Annotated in this window: 12 protein-coding genes; 9 read left to right on the forward strand and 3 right to left on the reverse strand. The window is 39.4% G+C overall.

Going from position 1 to position 19470, the window contains the following annotated elements:
• From BACCOP_RS06485 to mnmD, 5 genes are all read left to right on the forward strand, one after another.
• Entirely contained in the window at window positions 1-2283 is a 2283-nt protein-coding gene (locus BACCOP_RS06485; RefSeq protein ID WP_007567435.1) for a S9 family peptidase, read from the forward strand.
• 32 nt (window positions 2284-2315) lie between these two features.
• Window positions 2316-3590, forward strand: coding sequence for a phosphoribosylamine--glycine ligase (gene purD, locus BACCOP_RS06490; protein ID WP_007567436.1), 1275 nt, complete (start codon window positions 2316-2318; stop codon window positions 3588-3590).
• Between the two features lie 97 nt (window positions 3591-3687).
• Window positions 3688-4629, forward strand: a complete 942-nt coding sequence (locus tag BACCOP_RS06495) for a hypothetical protein (protein ID WP_007567440.1) — start codon at window positions 3688-3690, stop codon at window positions 4627-4629.
• A complete protein-coding gene (locus BACCOP_RS06500; protein ID WP_007567442.1) occupies window positions 4605-5066 on the forward strand; it encodes a YqaA family protein in 462 nt (153 codons plus the stop codon). The genes BACCOP_RS06495 and BACCOP_RS06500 overlap by 25 nt, the downstream gene beginning before the upstream one ends.
• 29 nt (window positions 5067-5095) lie before the next feature.
• Window positions 5096-5749 carry a tRNA (5-methylaminomethyl-2-thiouridine)(34)-methyltransferase MnmD gene (gene mnmD, locus BACCOP_RS06505; RefSeq protein WP_040311887.1) on the forward strand — a complete coding sequence of 218 codons (654 nt, stop codon included), beginning with the start codon at window positions 5096-5098 and terminating at the stop codon, window positions 5747-5749.
• A 77-nt stretch (window positions 5750-5826) separates the two neighbouring features.
• Here mnmD and BACCOP_RS06510 read toward each other — a convergent pair whose 3' ends face one another.
• The 3 genes from BACCOP_RS06510 to BACCOP_RS06520 form a co-directional block, all read right to left on the reverse strand.
• Window positions 5827-7446, reverse strand: coding sequence for a BNR-repeat neuraminidase N-terminal domain-containing protein (locus tag BACCOP_RS06510; protein WP_007567446.1), 1620 nt, complete (start codon window positions 7444-7446; stop codon window positions 5827-5829).
• Between the two features lie 151 nt (window positions 7447-7597).
• Window positions 7598-11203 (reverse strand): glycoside hydrolase family 2 TIM barrel-domain containing protein, encoded by a 3606-nt coding sequence (locus BACCOP_RS06515; protein WP_007567447.1) that lies wholly within the window; start codon window positions 11201-11203, stop codon window positions 7598-7600.
• 159 nt (window positions 11204-11362) lie between these two features.
• Window positions 11363-13198, reverse strand: a complete 1836-nt coding sequence (locus BACCOP_RS06520; protein ID WP_007567455.1) for an alpha-L-fucosidase — start codon at window positions 13196-13198, stop codon at window positions 11363-11365.
• A gap of 267 nt (window positions 13199-13465) precedes the next feature.
• Here BACCOP_RS06520 and BACCOP_RS06525 point away from each other — a divergent pair, with 267 nt between their 5' ends.
• The 4 genes from BACCOP_RS06525 (at window position 13466) to BACCOP_RS06540 (ending at window position 19339) form a co-directional block, all read left to right on the forward strand.
• Window positions 13466-14323 (forward strand): metal ABC transporter solute-binding protein, Zn/Mn family, encoded by an 858-nt coding sequence (locus tag BACCOP_RS06525; protein WP_007567457.1) that lies wholly within the window; start codon window positions 13466-13468, stop codon window positions 14321-14323.
• A 4-nt stretch (window positions 14324-14327) separates the two neighbouring features.
• Window positions 14328-15095, forward strand: a complete 768-nt coding sequence (locus BACCOP_RS06530; protein WP_007567459.1) for a metal ABC transporter ATP-binding protein — start codon at window positions 14328-14330, stop codon at window positions 15093-15095.
• Between the two features lie 179 nt (window positions 15096-15274).
• Window positions 15275-18610, forward strand: a complete 3336-nt coding sequence (locus tag BACCOP_RS06535) for a DUF2723 domain-containing protein (RefSeq protein ID WP_040311869.1) — start codon at window positions 15275-15277, stop codon at window positions 18608-18610.
• 117 nt (window positions 18611-18727) lie between these two features.
• The gene (locus BACCOP_RS06540; protein ID WP_007567466.1) at window positions 18728-19339 is read left to right on the forward strand and encodes a polysaccharide deacetylase family protein; all 612 of its coding nucleotides are present in this window, start codon (window positions 18728-18730) and stop codon (window positions 19337-19339) included.
• Window positions 19340-19470: the final 131 nt, after the last annotated feature.

A 19470-nucleotide genomic window follows, 5' to 3' on the forward strand; every position in this document is an offset into this window, starting at 1 on the left:
ATGAAGCGTATATTTCAAATAATAGCTCTATTCTGTATGATAGCAACAATTTCATCTGCCCAAGAGAAAAAGACATTCACCCTCAATGATGTAATACCGGGTGGAGATAATTATTTTAATCTTGTGCCGAAAAGCATGCCCGGACTACAATGGTGGGGTGATATATGTGTCCGTACAGATATAGAGAACATCAAAAAAATAGATACTAAAAGCGGAAAAGAAAGTATACTCGTCACACTGGAAGAGGTAAATGAAGCGCTGAAAAATGGCGAAATGCCTTACAAACTTACAAGTCATATCAAACCACTTCGTACACTGATGGCTGCTTCACTTCCTTGGGGTGACCGTAATGTGATTACTTTTACCCAGTATGACGACCGTACTCCCGGACAAAAGTACATGATATGGTATGACTTCAGCAAAAAGAAAATAGTCAATCTATTTAACCTGCAGGGAGAAGGCCCGACAAACTTCGATTTCTGTAAAGAAAATGGCTACATGGCATATACTATCGGGAATGACCTGTATGTAGCACATGAAAGGGATTTCAGCAGCATGGTTAACCCGAAAGTTACAGGTAATCAACAGCAGGAAAAGGATGTCGTATATGGCCAAGCTGTACACCGTAATGAGTTTGGTATCATGAAAGGTACTTTTTGGAGTCCGAAAGGTACTTACTTGGCTTTCTACCGTATGGACCAAAGTATGGTAACTGATTATCCACAGGTAAATACTACAGCACGCATTGCCGAGCTTGTTCCCGACAAATACCCAATGGCTGGTATGACAAGCCATAAAGTAACTGTCGGAATATACAATGTAAAAGATGGCAAGACAATTTATTTACAAGCCGGTGATCCTACTGACCGTTATTTTACTAACATCAGTTGGGTCCCTGACGAAAAGAGTATATTCGTTATCGAACTGAACCGCGACCAGAATCATGCACAACTGGTTCAATATGATGCCGTAAGCGGACAAAAGATAGGAGTGCTTTATGAAGAGAAACATACTCGTTACGTAGAGCCTCAGCATCCTCTGATATTTTTACCTTGGGATGATAGCCAGTTTATTTATCAGACACAGCGAGACGGTTTCAACCATTTGTATCTTATGGATACAAAAACCAAACTGAAAGGTGAATGGAAAACTGGAAAGGATAGTGAAGACCAATATTGTGAATATCTGAAAACAATCCCATTGACCGAAGGCAACTGGCTGGTTCAAGATGTTTTAGGATTCAATACTTCTCGTAAAGAAATCATAATTGCAAGTACGGAAATATCTCCTTTACAGACTAATATATTCAGTCTGAACGTAAAAAATGGGAAACGTACACTGATCGGTATGGAAGATGGTACTCACCAGGCCAAATTATCAGCAAGTGGAACCTATCTTATCGATTACTTCACTTCGAACAATGTTCCACGTGAAATCAGTATTCTTCCTACTACCGGGAAAAAAGGTACAACTCTGTTCACAGCAACCGACCCGCTAAAGGAAAACTACAATTTACCGGAAATTACTGTAGGAACAATTAAAGCAGCCGATGGAGAAACAGATTTGTATTACCGCTTAATTAAGCCTGTTAATTTCGATCCGAACAAAAAATATCCGGCTATTATTTACGTATACGGAGGTCCACATGCACAAATGATACATAATACCCGTTTTTATGATGCACGTGGATGGGATCTTTACATGGCACAACAAGGTTATGTAATGCTTACTGTTGACAACCGTGGAAGTGATAATCGCGGTATTAAGTTCGAAAATTGTACCTTCCGCCATCTTGGTACAGAAGAAATGAAAGACCAAGTACAAGGAGCCAAGTTCCTGCAATCACTTCCATATGTTGATGCAGACAAAATCGGTGTTCATGGATGGAGCTTCGGGGGATTCATGACAACTAATCTTATGCTGACTTATCCGGATATCTTCAAGGTAGGAGTAGCTGGTGGTCCGGTTATCGACTGGCAATTCTACGAAGTTATGTATGGAGAAAGATACATGGATACTCCACAAGCTAATCCTGAAGGATATAAAGAATCAAATCTTCGCTTAAAGGCTGGTAACTTGAAAGGTCGTCTGGAAGTAATTATCGGTGGAATGGATCCTACCTGTGTACCGCAACACAGCATCAGTTTTTTACGTGCTTGTATTGACGCTGGAACTCATCCAGATTTCTTCATCTATCCGGAAGACGGTCACAACATGATGGGGCGCGACCGCGTACACTTGCACGAACACATCACCCGTTATTTTCTTGATCATTTGAAATAAAATAAAGAAACAAATCATAATACTGTAAACATATGAAACTGTTACTGTTAGGTTCAGGTGGACGTGAGCATGCACTAGCATGGAAAATCGCCCAAAGTCCGAAAATAGAAAAACTATACATCGCTCCAGGTAATGCCGGAACACGTGAAGTTGGTGAAAATGTAGCAATAAAAGCAGACGATTTCGAAGCTATCAAAGAATTTGTTGTAGCAAATGGTATCAACATGGTAGTAGTAGGCCCTGAAGATCCATTGGTAAAAGGTGTCTACGACTTCTTTAAGAACGATGCTGCATTGGCCAATATCCCAGTAATCGGTCCGTCAAAAGCAGGTGCCGTACTCGAAGGAAGTAAAGAATTCGCTAAAGGATTCATGCAACGTCATCACATCCCGACAGCTGGATATAAAAGCATTACTTCTGCCAATTTGGAAGAAGGTCTTGCTTTCCTCGAAACATTACAAGCTCCGTATGTATTGAAAGCTGACGGTTTGTGTGCTGGAAAAGGTGTACTGATTCTTCCGACTTTAGAGGAAGCAAAAAAAGAACTGAAAGAAATGCTCGGCGGTATGTTCGGTAATGCATCGGCAACCGTTGTTATCGAAGAGTTTTTGAGTGGTATCGAATGTTCTGTTTTCGTTTTGACTGACGGAAAGAACTATAAAATCTTACCTGAAGCAAAAGATTACAAACGTATCGGCGAGGGCGATAAAGGTCTGAATACCGGAGGTATGGGTTCTGTTTCGCCAGTACCGTTTGCAGACGAAGCTTGGATGAAGAAAGTAGACGAACGCATTATTCGTCCGACAGTAGAAGGCCTGGCAGCTGAAGGGATCGATTATAAAGGATTTATCTTCTTCGGTTTGATTAACGTAAAAGGTGAACCGATGGTTATTGAATACAATGTCCGTATGGGTGACCCTGAAACTGAAAGTGTCATGCTGCGCATTAAGAGTGACCTTGTGGAACTGTTTGAAGGAGTAGCGGCAGGAAACCTCAATGAAAAGACACTGGAAATAGATTCACGTTCTGCAGTATGCGTTATGCTGGTATCTGGCGGTTATCCAGAAGCATATGAAAAAGGATTCCCTATAACAGGAATCGAAGAAGCTAAAGCAGGAGGCAGCATCGTATTCCATGCCGGAACAGCATTGAAAGATAATCAGGTTGTCACATCCGGAGGTCGTGTGATAGCTGTCAGCTCATACGGTACCAACAAGGAAGAAGCATTGAAACAATCCTTTACCAATGCCGGAAAAATTTCATTCGAAAAGAAATATTTCCGTTCTGATATCGGTTTCGACTTATAATATTTCAATTCATCACCACAGCTACACCAATTATTCTGTTTAAAGAGTAAATGAGTGTAGCTGTGGTGACATTTCTTTTGTCATCAATATCCGTCACATGATCCAGACCAGAAACAGATTTCAATACGAAGTTGCGACAGGACGTGCCACACTTCCAGTTGTAAGTACTTTAACACTTATTCTATGGGTCATATCGACTCCACATTTATGGGCAAATATTGGCTCGTTATTAATATTCAGCCTTACTACTTACCTGCTACTGGAAACGGATACGAAGTTTGCACTGATACGTACACGTACGACGCTTCCTGCTTCTTTTTTTCTTCTGTTTTATGCGGCAACACCTTTCTTGCATACATGGAATGTTACACTATTACTTCCAGTATTCTTTCTTTGTATGCTATATTCACTGTTTCAAAGCTATGAATCTCCCCATGCTTCGACCGCCATATTCCATGCTTTCTTGTGGATGGGGTTAAGTAGCCTTATTCTTCCTTGTATAGCTTGGATTACTCCGCTACTATATATTCATATGATTAACCTTCGTTCGCTCGAAGGAAAAACCTTTTTTGCCGGAATCATTGGCTTTACATTACCTTACTGGCTTCTGCTGGGATATGACTTATATACGGATCAAACCGAAGAATTCTACAATGTAATTTCGCATATTCTACAGTTTGATCAAATAAATTATGCACCCATACATTTCAGCTATTATACTTTATGGGGAGTTATCACAATATTATGGATTGCATTTAGTATTCCTTATTTACGATTTGCATATAAAGACAAAGTACAAACTCGTATTTTATTACAAGTGATACTATCCATGGGAGTATGGATAAATATTCTTATGGTTTTACAACCATCTCATATTAAAGCATTACTTCCTTTAGCTATTATTCCGATGGTATTTATGGGAGGACATTTATTTTCACTTACTTTCAGTAAATTTACCCGAATAACTTTTATTACGGTTCTTGTTATCTGGTTTGCATTGTGCTTATTTAATTTATGGATATATTTCTTCAACTTCTGACCGACTGGGGATATTTTGGTATGTTCTTGTCTGCTTTTCTTGCCGGAACAATTTTACCATTCAGTTCTGAAGCAGTCCTACTTGCTTGTGTTGGCTTAGGGCTCGACCCTGTATGGTCTACCATTGCCACAACAGCAGGCAACGTTTTAGGTGGACTTACCTGCTATTGGATAGGCCATCTTGGAAAAATGGAATGGATAGAAAAATACCTTGGAGTAACTCCGAAACAAATGGAACGTGCTACCCGATTTATACATGGAAGGGGAGCATGGATGGCATTATTCTCTTTTTTGCCTGTAGTAGGAGATGCAATTTTAATTGTACTAGGATTGATGAGAGCTCATATTGGGATTGTTACTGTTTCGATGAGCATCGGTAAGCTGGCTCGTTACGCTATATTAGTAGCAGCAACTCTTGGTATTATCAGTCTTTTCTAAAATAATTATTATATCAATTTTAATTTATGATAGAACTAGAACAAACTGCAGATGGAAGTTATACACTTTTCGTACCTGAACTAAACGAACATTATCATTCCGTAAAAGGGGCTTTGACGGAGTCTGAACATATATTTATCAACATGGGAATGAAACATCATCCCTCCTCTACACTGCGAATACTGGAAATCGGTTTCGGAACCGGGCTCAATGCATTTCTCACTCTGTTGGAAGCTGATAATTCAAAACGTCAAGTTCACTATACAACAATAGAACGCTACCCTGTAAGTAATGATATTGTACATCAACTTGCCTATCCAGAACAGATCTGCCCGGAACGTAGTAACGACTTCTATGCACTGCATAATTCAGCATGGAATACAGATATAAGCTTAACACCTTACTTTACTTTACATAAAGTAGAAGGAGATTTTACGAACTATAAATTCCAAGGAGCATTTGACCTCATTTACTTTGACGCTTTTGCTCCAGAAAAACAACCGGAAATGTGGAGCCAAGAACTATTCAACACCCTATATGCTTCTCTAAATTCTGGTGGTATTCTCACAACATACTGTGCTAAAGGAGTAATACGCCGGATGCTGCAAACTGCGGGATTTACCGTAGAACGTCTTCCAGGCCCTCCAGGTGGAAAACGAGAGATATTGAGAGCTTCAAAATAAAAGATTTCCCTTCGTATTCACGTTTCCATGAAATACGAAGGGAAATTCTTATATTAATAAATACATATATTTTTTACTTACTGCACGATATCCTTTAGCTTGATACATTGGAAAGTCATATGTGCAACACTACTTTCATAAAGAATGCCAATCGTTTCTTTATCTACCATCGTAAGACACGAATAACCCCAGTTCTCACCTTCGTCTAAAAGCAACTGATGTGCCCATGTATTTCCACCATCAAGGCTTATTTTTATAGTAATATTTTTACGGGCATTGGTTGTATTCGGGTTCGAAAAAATCAATATATCCTTACCTAAAACATTGTCCGCTGCTTTCACACTGATAAGACTTGCCATACAAACAGGCTCAGGTAATGCTGTTCGTGATGACTCATGTTCTTTCCACGTCATGCCCAAATCAGAAGTTGTATAAACAGCACGGCTTCCTCCACGATTATCTCTCATATTCAACATCAGTGTTCCAGGAACAACTTCAGCAACCTGAGCTTCCGTAGTATTTGTACGTGCATGATTATGAATGGTCCATGTTTCTCCTCTATCCTTACTATACATAATACCAGCATTAGGAATCCGGTCTTTACCTATATATTGAATAGGAAATACCAATGTACCATCCTCCATAGTAATACCTCTACCCGGACCTTGCAACAAAAAATACCATTCAGGGTGTTTTACTTGTTCGGTTATATTAATCGGCTCAGACCAGGTTTTTCCATCATCTGTACTTTTTACTAAAACAAGCTGAGCCGTATGATTTACATCCATACCTTGCTGTGAGCTCCACCATGCACGCTGATTACCCATTCCGTGTGTCCATGCCGCAACAATCCAGATTGTATTTGTTTTTGTATCAACCAAAATTGAGGGATCTCCTACACCATTCTGAGCTGCTGGCAGCCCACCGTATTCTCCAAAAGCTAGAGGCAGACGCATTTTTTCCCAAGTCTTTCCACCGTCAATACTTCGGCTCAAACCGATATCAATATGTTCCTGCAAATCCACACTACTGTTATAACGCACATCGTATACACCTAACAATGTACCTTTATTGGTTGTCACCAAACCTGGGATACGAAAAGCTGCTGCACCATCATCTCCGGCATGACGCACACCTACTCCCAAACGACGTATAACATTCGGTGCTGATACACATTTAACTGGTAACGACTGACCATCTGCTGTTACCCCCGTCACTTCAGCAGTGATTTTTGTAAGCAACGATGCTTCTGGCTTCATTTCTATACTGACCCAAAAGAAATTTACTCCCGGATATAAATTCTGATTTCCAGTCAACAATACAGAATTCTTTTGGGGAACAATTTCAGATTTCTTAATAGCATATGACGGATTGACAGATAAAGTCTTGCCTGGCGCATGAGCGGAAATATATTCTACAGGAGCAAAACGGTTCTTTCCTCTGTCCTGAATAGCTTCAGTACCTCCATAGTATAGTTTTACTGATTTAATCTGCTCTAAAGGTACATCTTGTCCAAATGTCACAGAAACATTATCCAAGACCTTTGCCTCGTGCGCATTAATACGCATGTAACATAAAACATTATCATGCCGCTCTATCAGAATTGGTATTTGAGGATTCTTTATAAAGACTGTATCTGCTGCTTTTATACCGAGAACGCATGAAAGCACAACTAAAAATGATAATAATTTTTTCATAGGCTAACAAATTATCTACGAAACTACCTTCAATATAGTTTCTATTAATACTAAGATATAAATAAAAATCAGAAGTCTAAACTGACTATAAGAATGTCTTCATCAATATTAAACTTCTTAGATATCAGCTTTGACTTCTGATTAATATGACTTAATTATTCAGAGAACAAGTAAAGAAACGTAATTTATACTTCATTTCTTGTTGTGGAATACGATAAGCAGGTAATGTATCTACATCCTGCCCACAACTAGCATTTCCTACTCCACGCTGTACAGCATCCAGATGAAGCACAATATACGGACGTTTCTCTAACTCCCAAGCATGCTGTCCTTCCATCAAATCTTTATCTGTATATCGCAGAGCAGAAAACGACACATTACCTTCAGTCTGAATCTTTACACCTTTACCTTCTTTATTATATAAAGTCAGTTCACGAAGGCCTTCACGATTTCCCATAGACTGAGGTTTCATATAAGGAACTTCCATATCCTCCACTGTTGTCGTATAACGACCTACCATACAACCGTCTTTTCTGTCATTATAATTTTCCCATGGACCATATGCATAATAATCGATATTGCTCAATGTTGAGTCAATGTTTGCCACCAAGCCGCAACGACGTAAATCAGCTGTATGCGGACGGAAAACAACCTCCATATCCATGACTCCCGTTTGAGTAAATGTATATACGATATCCGTACTACATAAACTACCTTCACGGTTAGTGGTAACAATAATATTGCCTTTCTCTTCGGTCACCGTACATGTTCCTTTTTCCGACAGTCCATTAGCCGTTTCAGTAAATTTATCATTCTCAATCCAACGATGATTATCGTATACAAATCCTCCTCCCTGACTGACAACCTGCTGGCCGTTCATAACTAATGTAACCAATTGCCCCGTTGTCTTATCGAAAGAGGCTTCTATATAAGCATTTTTGACCGTCAATAAGTTTTCATTGTCAGAAACAGCCAACTTCTGTTTCTTTCCATGTAAGCTCTTTAACTCAGGTAATTCCTTTCGTGCAGACAATTCATATTGCTGTTTTGCAACCTCATGCCCAGCACCAGCCCAAGTTTCAGCATCTGTACGACATACATACAAATCAAGCATGACTTCCTCACCATTCTTTATAGCCTTCTTTAAATTAATACCTTTTAGATTCAATGCCACCAACAGTGAATCATCAGGCATTACAGCTGGAAGCATCATGCTATCCGGTTGCATACGAAAACCGTCTTTTACAACTTGCCACCGCAAATAGAATTTATCAAGTGAAAGGAAATCATATGTGTTTTTCAGCAACACTTTAGCCTCATTTCTTTTTACATCAACTCCCTTATCAGCAAAATGTACATACTGATATACAGCTTTTACTTCTTTCAACTTAGGCGATTCTTCACGAGTTGCCGGAATTATTCCATTCGAACAGAAGTTACCCTGATGAGGACCTGGAAAATCATACCCTGTATGCAGACGATAAATACCTTTTTTCATTTCATGAGGCTCATAGATAGCCTGATCTACCCAGTCCCAAATAGCTCCACCAATAGTAGCCGAACTTCCTTCAATGCTTTCCCAGTATTCTTTTAAATTTCCAATAGCATTACCCATGGCATGAGCATACTCACAAATAAACATCGGTTTATCCAATGAGCTTACATATGTATTCATCCATTTCATACCCGGATACATCTTCGAATACAAGTCACTAAAACGATTTCCGCCATATTCTTTTCCATCGCGTGTACCCTCATAGTGTATGGGGCGGTTATCCAATCGTTTGGCAGCATCATAACAAGCCTGGAAATTACTTCCTCCTCCAGCTTCATTACCCAAGCTCCAAAAAATTACACTTGGATGATTGCGATCTCTAAGTACCATACGGTCAATACGATCAACAAAAGCAGGTATCCAAGAAGGCATATCACTGATCGACTGATTAGCATGGTCTTCCAAATCAGCCTCATCCATTGTATAAAGTCCGAAATAATCGAACATAGCATACATTTTCGCATCATTCGGATAATGAGAAGTACGGATAGTATTAATATTATTCTGTTTCATCAGTGTCACATCACGCAACATTGATTCTACAGTAACAGCCCGACCATAAACCGGATGTGTGTCATGTCGATTAGTTCCCTTGAAAAATACTCTTTGTCCATTAATATATACCACTGTACCCTTCAGTTCTATATTGCGGAAACCATACTTGGTAGAAAAGACCATTTCATCATTATCCCCATTTCGCTGGATAATATGAACCGTATACAAGTTAGGAGTTTCAGCTGTCCATGTTACAAGATTCTTCAGCTTGAATGTAGCTTTTGAATATACAGTTTCTTTCTTATCTGAATAATTAACCTGTTGCTCTGTTTCTGCTACCAGTCTTCCATCTGGATCGAATAATTTTACAATCAGATTCTTCACCCCTTTCATCCGATCACGGTTATCAAGCATCATATTAACAGACATTTCGCCACTGGTATATTCTGAAGCTGCATCTAACTTAGAAGTAATATAATGGTCACGTACACTTACTCGTGGAACATTATATAAATAAACATCCCGGAAAATACCACTCATACGGAACATGTCCTGACATTCAAGATACGAACCGTCGCTCCAGCGAAATACTTGAACAGCCAAACGATTTTTTCCTGTGCGCAGATATTTGCTTAAATCAAACTCTGCCACATTATTCGATCCTTGTGTATAACCGACATATTCTCCGTTCAGATATACAAATGCAGCACTATATATACCACTAAAATGGATAAATGTACGCTGTTTTTCCCATCCAGCAGGCAAATCAAAGAAACGCACATAGGAACCCACCGGATTAATCCCATAATTAGCTCCACCATCATTGAATCCCTTTCGAGCATCAATATAAGGAGGTGTATTGGAATGAGGATACTCTACATTCGCGTAAATAGGACGGTCATACCCCTGCATTTCCCAATTTGAAGGAACTGGAATAGTCTCCCAACTCGATACATCATAATCTTCTTTATAGAATGATTCCGGACGTTGAGAAGGTTCTGATACAAAATGAAAATACCAGTTGCCATTCAACAATTTAAACGAAGAGCTCTGGCTATACACCCATGGTGTACGATAAAAATCTTTATCAGCCAGCATTTCTTTCTCGGTTATATAAGGAATGTAAGTTGCACAACCCGGCTCTTTATTTTCTGCAAACATAGTCTCGTCTTCCCAATAAACCTTAGGACGTTCTAATGTACCAGAAGCAGCTTCCGCAGGCATTGCTACTTTACTAACATTAATATAAAAATACGTTTCTGGATTATTCAGAAACTTTACCTTATCAACTAAAACCAACCGCCCTTTCTGTTGGCAAGCCAATATCAAATCAGGGCTATTAGAAGGATATATCTGCAAGAACTTGCCACTCTTCTTTATAATCCATAACTGAGATTCATCTGAGCCATTGTTTTCTGTTATTCTCAATGTATTATCCCCTGTAGCATGAATTGCTTTATTCTCAAAAGGATTTATAAAACGGAAACTACCAGATAAATTAGTGACACTCCATTGCTGCAATTTATCAGCATCATTACTAACACTCAAAACCACCCTTTTGCTATCAGGATCATATCCTACAGCCTTACCAGAATAATTTACAGGTACAATATTGTACAATTTATTCCGAGCAAAGCCAACTTGAACATGTGCTGTACAAACAGCACTTACCCATACATATATCAAACAAATAAGTATCTTTTTCATAAAACCAATATTGGAACTTTCATTTTTATAGTTTTTCAATGTCTATTAATGATTACAACAGACAATACAGAAACAAGTAAATACACTTTCATTTTAACACTCGATGATAAAAACACTCCACAAATACCAAGCTATTATATCAGACAATAAATATGTACATTATTTATTGTCATCAGAAATAACAGTTACCCCCAATTCCTCCAGTTCAATTACAGCTGTCGATGCATTAGGAGTAGTTGCCTCAATCTTTATATACCGTGCCTGTTTACTCTGAGGAAGTGCCACTGTTTGAGGTAATGGATTATGCATAATATTGCTAAACTCTCCGTTTGATATAACTTCCTGCCAGTCTGTTCCATTCAAACTAATGTAGAGTTTATAATGATATGCCATAGTAGGTTTAGCCTCTTCGTTCAAAGGAGCATAAGTAAAAGCTTTTACCGTAACAGTTTTGCCAAAATCAACTGTTAAAGGAGAAACCGATATTTTTTTCCAAGAATCTCTAGAAAGATTATTCCAAGTAGTCAGTTGCTCCTCATCAATCAAAGGCTGTGCATAATAAGCAGCTACATTCATAATATTCGCATCCAAACGAGTAGATTCTATACATATTCTGAGTGAATCCGTCATAACTTCTGGAAAACGAAGCATTCGCTTGTACCCAATCGTAGTTCCTTTTCCTAATAACTGCCAGCTTCCATTTAACCACGCCTCAATTATAAAGTTTTCAACACGTTGTCCTTTTGAAATATCTTCCTGTAGCATTACCACGTTTACCGGAGTATTTTGGCGAACAGTATAAACATGTTTTTCACCTTGAGCAGCCTTCCAATACGTATTTCCATTTATCAGTTTATTGTCACAAAAGACCTGTTGACGATAAGCAGCAAATTCCTTTAAACGGCTGATATCTGCCTCATTTATCAGTCCACGACGGTCAGGAGGTATATTCAACAGTAATACAGAATTATAACCAACCGACCGAAAATAAATATCAGACAATTGTTTCAAGCTTTTTATTTTAGAGTTCTCCTCTTCATGCCAAAACCATCCCGGACGAATCGAAACATCAACTTCCGAAGGATACCAAAATAATTCTGTTGCATTCTCTAACATTTTACGGCTTCCCAGATCCGTTGCTGTTTCATAAACTCCAAGACGTTTATTATTTTCTTTTGAGCGCGCATAAATCCCTGGAGTCAAAACTGTCGCACTCCATTCAGTATCACGACCAAGTCCTTTTTCATTACCAACCCAACGCACATCATCTCCCATAATAGCCATTACAGCTTTCGGCTGTAAACGTTGAATTGTTTTATAAAATGTATCCCAGTCATATTCCTGTTTCTTCCCATTAGGGCCTTCCCCATTTGCACCATCGAACCAAACTTCATGTACCTCGCCGTAATTGGTCAATAACTCTGTTAATTGCGCAACAAAAAACTTATTATATTCTGGAGAGTTTCCATAACAAGAAGCATTACGATCCCATGGAGACAGATAAACTCCAAATTTCATTCCATATTTACTACATGCATCACGAAGTTCACGCACAACATCTCCTTTACCATTTTTCCAAGGTGAAGATGCAACTGAATGTTTAGTTGTTTTAGTTGGCCACAAACAGAATCCATCATGATGCTTCGCTGTAAGCAAAACCATCTTGAATCCACATTCTTTCAATGTACGTACCCATTGCTCAGCATCTAAATCAGTCGGATTAAACAAAGCTGGATCTTCCGTTCCATCTCCCCATTCTCTACCGGTAAAAGTATTAATACCAAAATGTAAAAAAGCAGTAAGTTCCATCTTCTGCCACTCTAACTGCTGCGAAGAAGGAATCAGACGTGCCGCCATAACAGCCTTTTGCTCTAAACTTTCATTACCAGAAAACTGCAAATGCTTAACAAAATAAGGAGTATTCCGCTGAGCTTGTCCTACAACTGATAATAAAGAGAGAAATAAGCACACAAGAAATTGATTAAGATTTTTCATCTAGTTTTAATTTATCAGATTAGTATTAGTTTTTTTACTGCTACTTGTTTTTTAATCTTAGCTAAACAATAACTTTAGGTTTCCTGCGTAAATTTAACATAATGTCTGATAATATCACTTATTTATACCAATAAATATTTAATAAATTTTCATTTTATGAAATCAAAGTTGTTTAGTAGCCGTAATACACATTAGGATATGTCAATATACTAATAAAAAATAAGTTTTTGTATCTTTGTCAAAACTTAAATTATTGATAATAATTTTATGAAAAAATATATCATTCTTCTTTTAAACCTTTTGTTGCTGGCTGCATGTGGCAGTCAACAACAAAAGTCTCAGCCAATGACCCTAACGGTAAGCATTGAACCACTCCGTTATTTTACGGAAATTATAGCAGGAGATAAATTTCAGGTAATCAGTATGGTTCCCGAAGGAAGCAATCCAGAGACATACGACCCTACCCCACAACAACTGGTCACTTTAAACAAAAGTTGTGCCTTCCTGCGTATCGGTTACATTGGATTCGAACAAGCTTGGGCTGAAAAATTACAAAGCAATGCTCCGGAAGTTAAATTCTTTGATATGTCGGAAGGTATCGAACTGATACGGGAAGACGAAGTCCACCACGGAAATCATTCACATTCCGGAGGAGTAGAACCGCATGTATGGAATTCTACTCAAAATGCCTATATCATAGCCGAAAACATCTTTCATACTCTCTGTAAACTAGATTCAGCAAATATTTCTTATTACAAAGAAAACCTTGCAAAACTAGAATCAGAGATAGAACGCACAGACCGCGAAATCCGGGCTTACTTACAGAATACAACATGTGCTTTTCTTATCTACCATCCTGCACTTTCATATTTTGCACGCGATTACGGGTTAGAGCAAATCAGTATAGAAGAAGGAGGAAAAGAACCTTCACCCGCACATTTACAGGCACTTATCCGACGGTGTAAAGAAAGACACGTTCGGGTAGTCTTTGTGCAGAAAGAGTTTGATAGCCGCAATGCAGAGATCATTGCCCGGGAAGCAGGTGTAAAAATTGTTTCCATTAACCCTTTAAGCTACAAATGGAGTGAAGAAATGATAGCTGTTGCCAAAGCATTAAGCGAATAAACTTATGACTAAACAATCCATTATACAGTTAAATCATATCTGCGCAGCATACGAGCGCAAAAAAGTACTGGAAGATATTAATCTGACTGTGTACGAGAAAGATTTTCTTGGAGTAATCGGACCGAATGGAGGAGGAAAAACAACACTGATAAAAATCATTTTGGGATTGTTACATCCCATTTCGGGGGATATTCGGTTTTACCATGAAGGAAAAGAAGTTCAGGAAATCAGCATGGGATATCTGCCACAATACAGTTCTATCGACAAAAAATTTCCTATATCTGTATATGATGTGGTACTGTCTGGACTAAACAGACAAAAAGCATTATTGCGCTCTTTTACAGCACAACAGCACGAACAAGTAAAAAATGTTATAGCCCGTATGGGACTGGAAGGACTTGAAAAGAGAGCCATCGGGGAACTAAGTGGCGGACAGTTGCAACGTGCACTATTAGGCCGGGCATTAGTTTCTGATCCTCAAGTCGTAATACTGGATGAACCCAATACTTATATCGACAAACGTTTCGAAGCAAAACTTTATTCACTCCTTGAAGAAATCAATAAAGAACGTGCTATCATTTTGGTAAGTCATGACATCGGTACCGTATTGCAAAATGTAAAATCGATAGCTTGTGTCAATGGTACGCTAGATTACCATCCTGATACTGAAATCCCCGCAGAATGGCTGGAAGAACACTTTGGCTGTCCGATCGAATTATTAGGACATGGTGATTTACCTCACCGGGTGCTGAAATGCCATCACCACGACTGATTCAATAAAAAAGTATGACGATCTATGCAAAGGGTATGAAAGCTGGCAACGAAGCCGATACCATATTCTTTTAAATCAATATGCTAAAAACCATGAAAATCGGTGTAATCTGTTATGAAAAAAAAGATTATCACTATCTTTGCGGACAATGAACTTTAATGAGAAATAAAACAACTCACATGAAACAGTACAATAAGATTAACAATCTGGTTGGATGGCTGGCATTTGTGATTGCAGCTTTTACTTATTGCTCTACCATAGAGCCGACCGCCAGTTTTTGGGATTGTCCCGAATTTATAACAACAGGATATAAACTGGAAGTTGGTCATCCCCCTGGCGCACCTTTCTTCATGCTTACAGCAAATCTTTTCAGTCAGTTTACAAGTGATCCGTCGCAAGTAGCTCGAATGGTGAACATTATGAGTGCACTGATGAGTGCTGCATGTATATTGTTCTTGTTCTGGAGCATTACTCATCTGGCAAAAAAGCTAATATGCCCGCGTGAAGAAGACATGACGACAGGACGCCTGATTGCTATCATGGGATCAGGACTTGTAGGAGCTCTTGCTTACACATGGAGTGATACGTTCTGGTTCAGTGCCGTAGAAGGTGAAGTATATGCATACTCCAGCTTGTTCACAGCTCTGGTATTCTGGCTAATCCTGAAATGGGAAAACCGTGCACATGAAGCTCACAGCGACCGGTGGCTTATCCTGATAGCTTATCTGACAGGTCTCTCTATCGGAGTTCACTTGTTGAATCTGTTGTGTATTCCTGCTATTGTACTGGTATATTACTACAAGAAAAATCCGAATGCTAACCTCAAAGGCAGTCTGCTTGCCCTCATAGGTTCAATGGTACTTGTAGCAGCAGTATTATACGGTATTGTTCCAGGTATTGTAAAGGTAGGCGGATGGTTCGAGCTGCTGTTTGTCAACGGTCTGGGATTCTCTTTCAACACTGGCTTGATTATCTATATCATAGTATTGGCAGCCAGCATTATATGGGGAGTATACGAAAGCTTTACCGTTCGCAGCCGCAAACTCATGAATATCTCATTCCTGACAACTGTCGGACTTGTGGGTATTCCTTTTTACGGACATGGCTGGAGCAGCGTGCTGATCGGTATCATCGTATTGGCAATACTGGCTTTTTATCTGTTTGCCGATTTGCCTGAGAAATTACGTGTAAGTGCTCGTACGCTAAATACATTCCTATTAAGCCTGATGATGATTGTTGTAGGATATTCTTCATACGCAGTCATCGTAATCCGTTCATCGGCAAATACACCTATGGACCAGAACTCTCCAGAAGATATCTTCACACTGGGAGAATATCTGGGACGTGAACAATATGGTACACGCCCATTGTTCTACGGTCAGACTTATGCTTCCAAAATAGCATTAAAGGAAGTAGACGGAGGCTGTACATACGACATGACTGAAGGAACTCCGGTATACCAGCGTAAGGAAAAAGAACGCCCGGATGAAAAAGACAGTTATGAAGTTGTACGCAATAAAACGGAATACAAGTACGCTCAGAATATGCTTTTCCCACGCATGTGGAGTCCTGATCATGCCAAAGCTTATGAAGACTGGTTGGGAGGAGTAGAAGGACGACAAGTACCCTACGACCAATGTGGAGAAATGCTAATGGTGAAGATTCCTACTCAATGGGATAACATTAAGTTCTTCTTTATTTATCAGTTGAACTATATGTACTGGCGTTATTTCATGTGGAATTTTGCCGGACGTCAAAATGATATACAGGGACAAGGTGAAATAGAACATGGTAACTGGATAACAGGTATATCGTTCATTGACAAGTACCTGGTAGGCGACCAGAGTTTACTGCCTTCTGAGTTGAAAAACAACAAAGGGCACAACGTATTCTATTGTCTTCCTTTGATACTCGGACTTATCGGTCTGTTCTGGCAAGCATATAAGGGAGAAAAAGGAATCCAGCAGTTCTGGGTTGTATTCTTCCTGTTCTTTATGACAGGTCTTGCCATTGTACTTTATCTGAATCAGACACCTCAGCAACCACGTGAACGTGACTATGCATACGCCGGTTCATTCTATGCATTTGCTATCTGGATAGGATTGGGAGTAGCTGCTATTGCCGAATGGCTGAATAAACGTATGAGTGAAAAACCGGCAGCTATATTAGCTAGTGTAGTTTGTCTGCTCGTGCCTATACAAATGGTAAGTCAGACATGGGACGACCACGACCGTAGCGGACGTTATACATGTCGTGACTTTGGACAGAATTATCTGAGTACCGTACAAGATAAAGGAAACCCGATTATCTTTACAAATGGTGACAACGATACATTCCCGCTTTGGTACAATCAGGAAACCGAAGGATTCCGTACAGACGTACGTGTATGTAACCTCAGTTACCTGCAGACAGACTGGTACATCGACCAGATGCGCCGTCCGGCTTATGAATCACCTTCAGTTCCTATCAACTGGGAACGTATAGATTACGTACAGGGACATAACGAAGCTGTATATGTACGTCCGGAAGCCATGGAAACCATCAATAATTATTATAAGCAAAATCCGGAAGAAGCTAAAAAGGAATTTGGAGATAATCCATACGAACTGAAAAATATCCTGAAATACTGGGTACGCTCTCCGAAGGAAGGCTTACAGATGATTCCAACAGACAGTCTTGTGATTAAACTGGACAAAGAGGCTATCAAACGTTCCGGTATGCTGGTTCCTGATTCTATACCAGACTACATGAGCATTTCACTCAAAGGTAAGCGTGTGTTATATAAGAGCGAACTGATGATGCTGGAAATGCTTGCCAATACAAACTGGGAACGCCCGATGTACATGGCTATTACTGTAGGTGCAGACAATCACCTGAATCTGACAAACAATTTCTTGCAGGAAGGTCTTGCCTATCGTATTACTCCGTTTGACAATGCCAAACTGGGACGCCGCATTGACAGCGAGAAGATGTACGATAATCTGATGAACAAGTTCAAGTTTGGAGGAATTGACAATCCGGATATCTATCTAGACGAAACTGTACTCCGTATGTGTGATACTCACCGCCGCTTGTTTGTTCAGCTTGCCAGCCAGTTAATAAAGGAAGGCAAGAAAGACAAAGCACTGAAAGTGCTAGATTACTGTGAAAAGGTTATTCCAAGTACAACTGTACGTCACGACTATATATACAGCAGTTCTAAAGAAATGGCTGACAACTATATCCAGTTGGGACAAACACAGAAAGCTGAAAATATCCTTGAGCAGCTGGCAAACAACTCAGTAGAATATGCAGCTTGGTATCTGAGCCTTGACAATGACCGTTTTGCCGGATCGTATGAAGAATGCATGCGTCATTTCTACATTCTGGATGATGTATGTAAATCTTTATCGAATCTGAAAGATGCTAAAACAGGCAAAGAACCAGAATCGGCAGCCCACTATGCACAAAAGTTTGAACAATTATACCAATTGCTTGAAAGTCGTGTAGGTGGAACGCATCAGGAAAACAAATAAGATTATCATATAATCAATATATAGAAAACACAGAGGAACAAAACCTTGTAACCGAATAAACTTGTTCCTCTGTGATTTTCTTTTTTCATCGCTAACTAACAAAGAGTTAATCGATTCATGTTAATAGAACAACCTCCTCAAATCTTACGTATGCTATACCCCAGCGCTATGTGGCGTATGGATAAAAATGAAAAATCGGTTTATCTGACATTCGATGACGGCCCCATCCCCGAAATAACCCCATGGGTGCTCGACTTGCTGGACAAATATGGCATAAAAGCTACTTTCTTCATGGTCGGTGATAATGTACGCAAACACCCCGCTGAATTTCGTATGGTAGTAGAGCGCGGACACCGCATAGGAAATCATACATTCAATCATATCCGTGGATTTGAGTTTCTCAGCAAAAATTACCTCGCTAATACAGACAAGGCAAACGAATATCTCCACACAGATTTATTCCGTCCGCCACACGGACACATGCGATGGCTTCAATACATGGTATTAAAGAAAAAATACCGCATCGTAATGTGGGATCTGGTAACCCGCGATTATAGCAAGCATTTAAACGGACCACAAGTATTCGAAATAGTAAAACGCTATGTTCGCAACGGTTCCATTATCACCTTCCACGATTCAATTAAATCAGAACCACGCATGAAGTATGCTCTTCCCCGGTCTATAGAATGGCTGCTGGAACAAGGGTATACGTTTAAAGTATTCGACTAAAAACAGCATAATACCAACTTTTAGGTATTGCTGTTTTAGTTATATCTGAGATTTTCAGCCAGACAAATACCAAATTTTTGCGATTGATTCTTTTTTCCTGCCTGAATAACTTTGCACCATCGAATAAAATG

It is taken from the genome of Phocaeicola coprocola DSM 17136, assembly GCF_000154845.1.
In the GTDB taxonomy this organism is placed as follows: Bacteria; Bacteroidota; Bacteroidia; order Bacteroidales; family Bacteroidaceae; genus Phocaeicola; species Phocaeicola coprocola.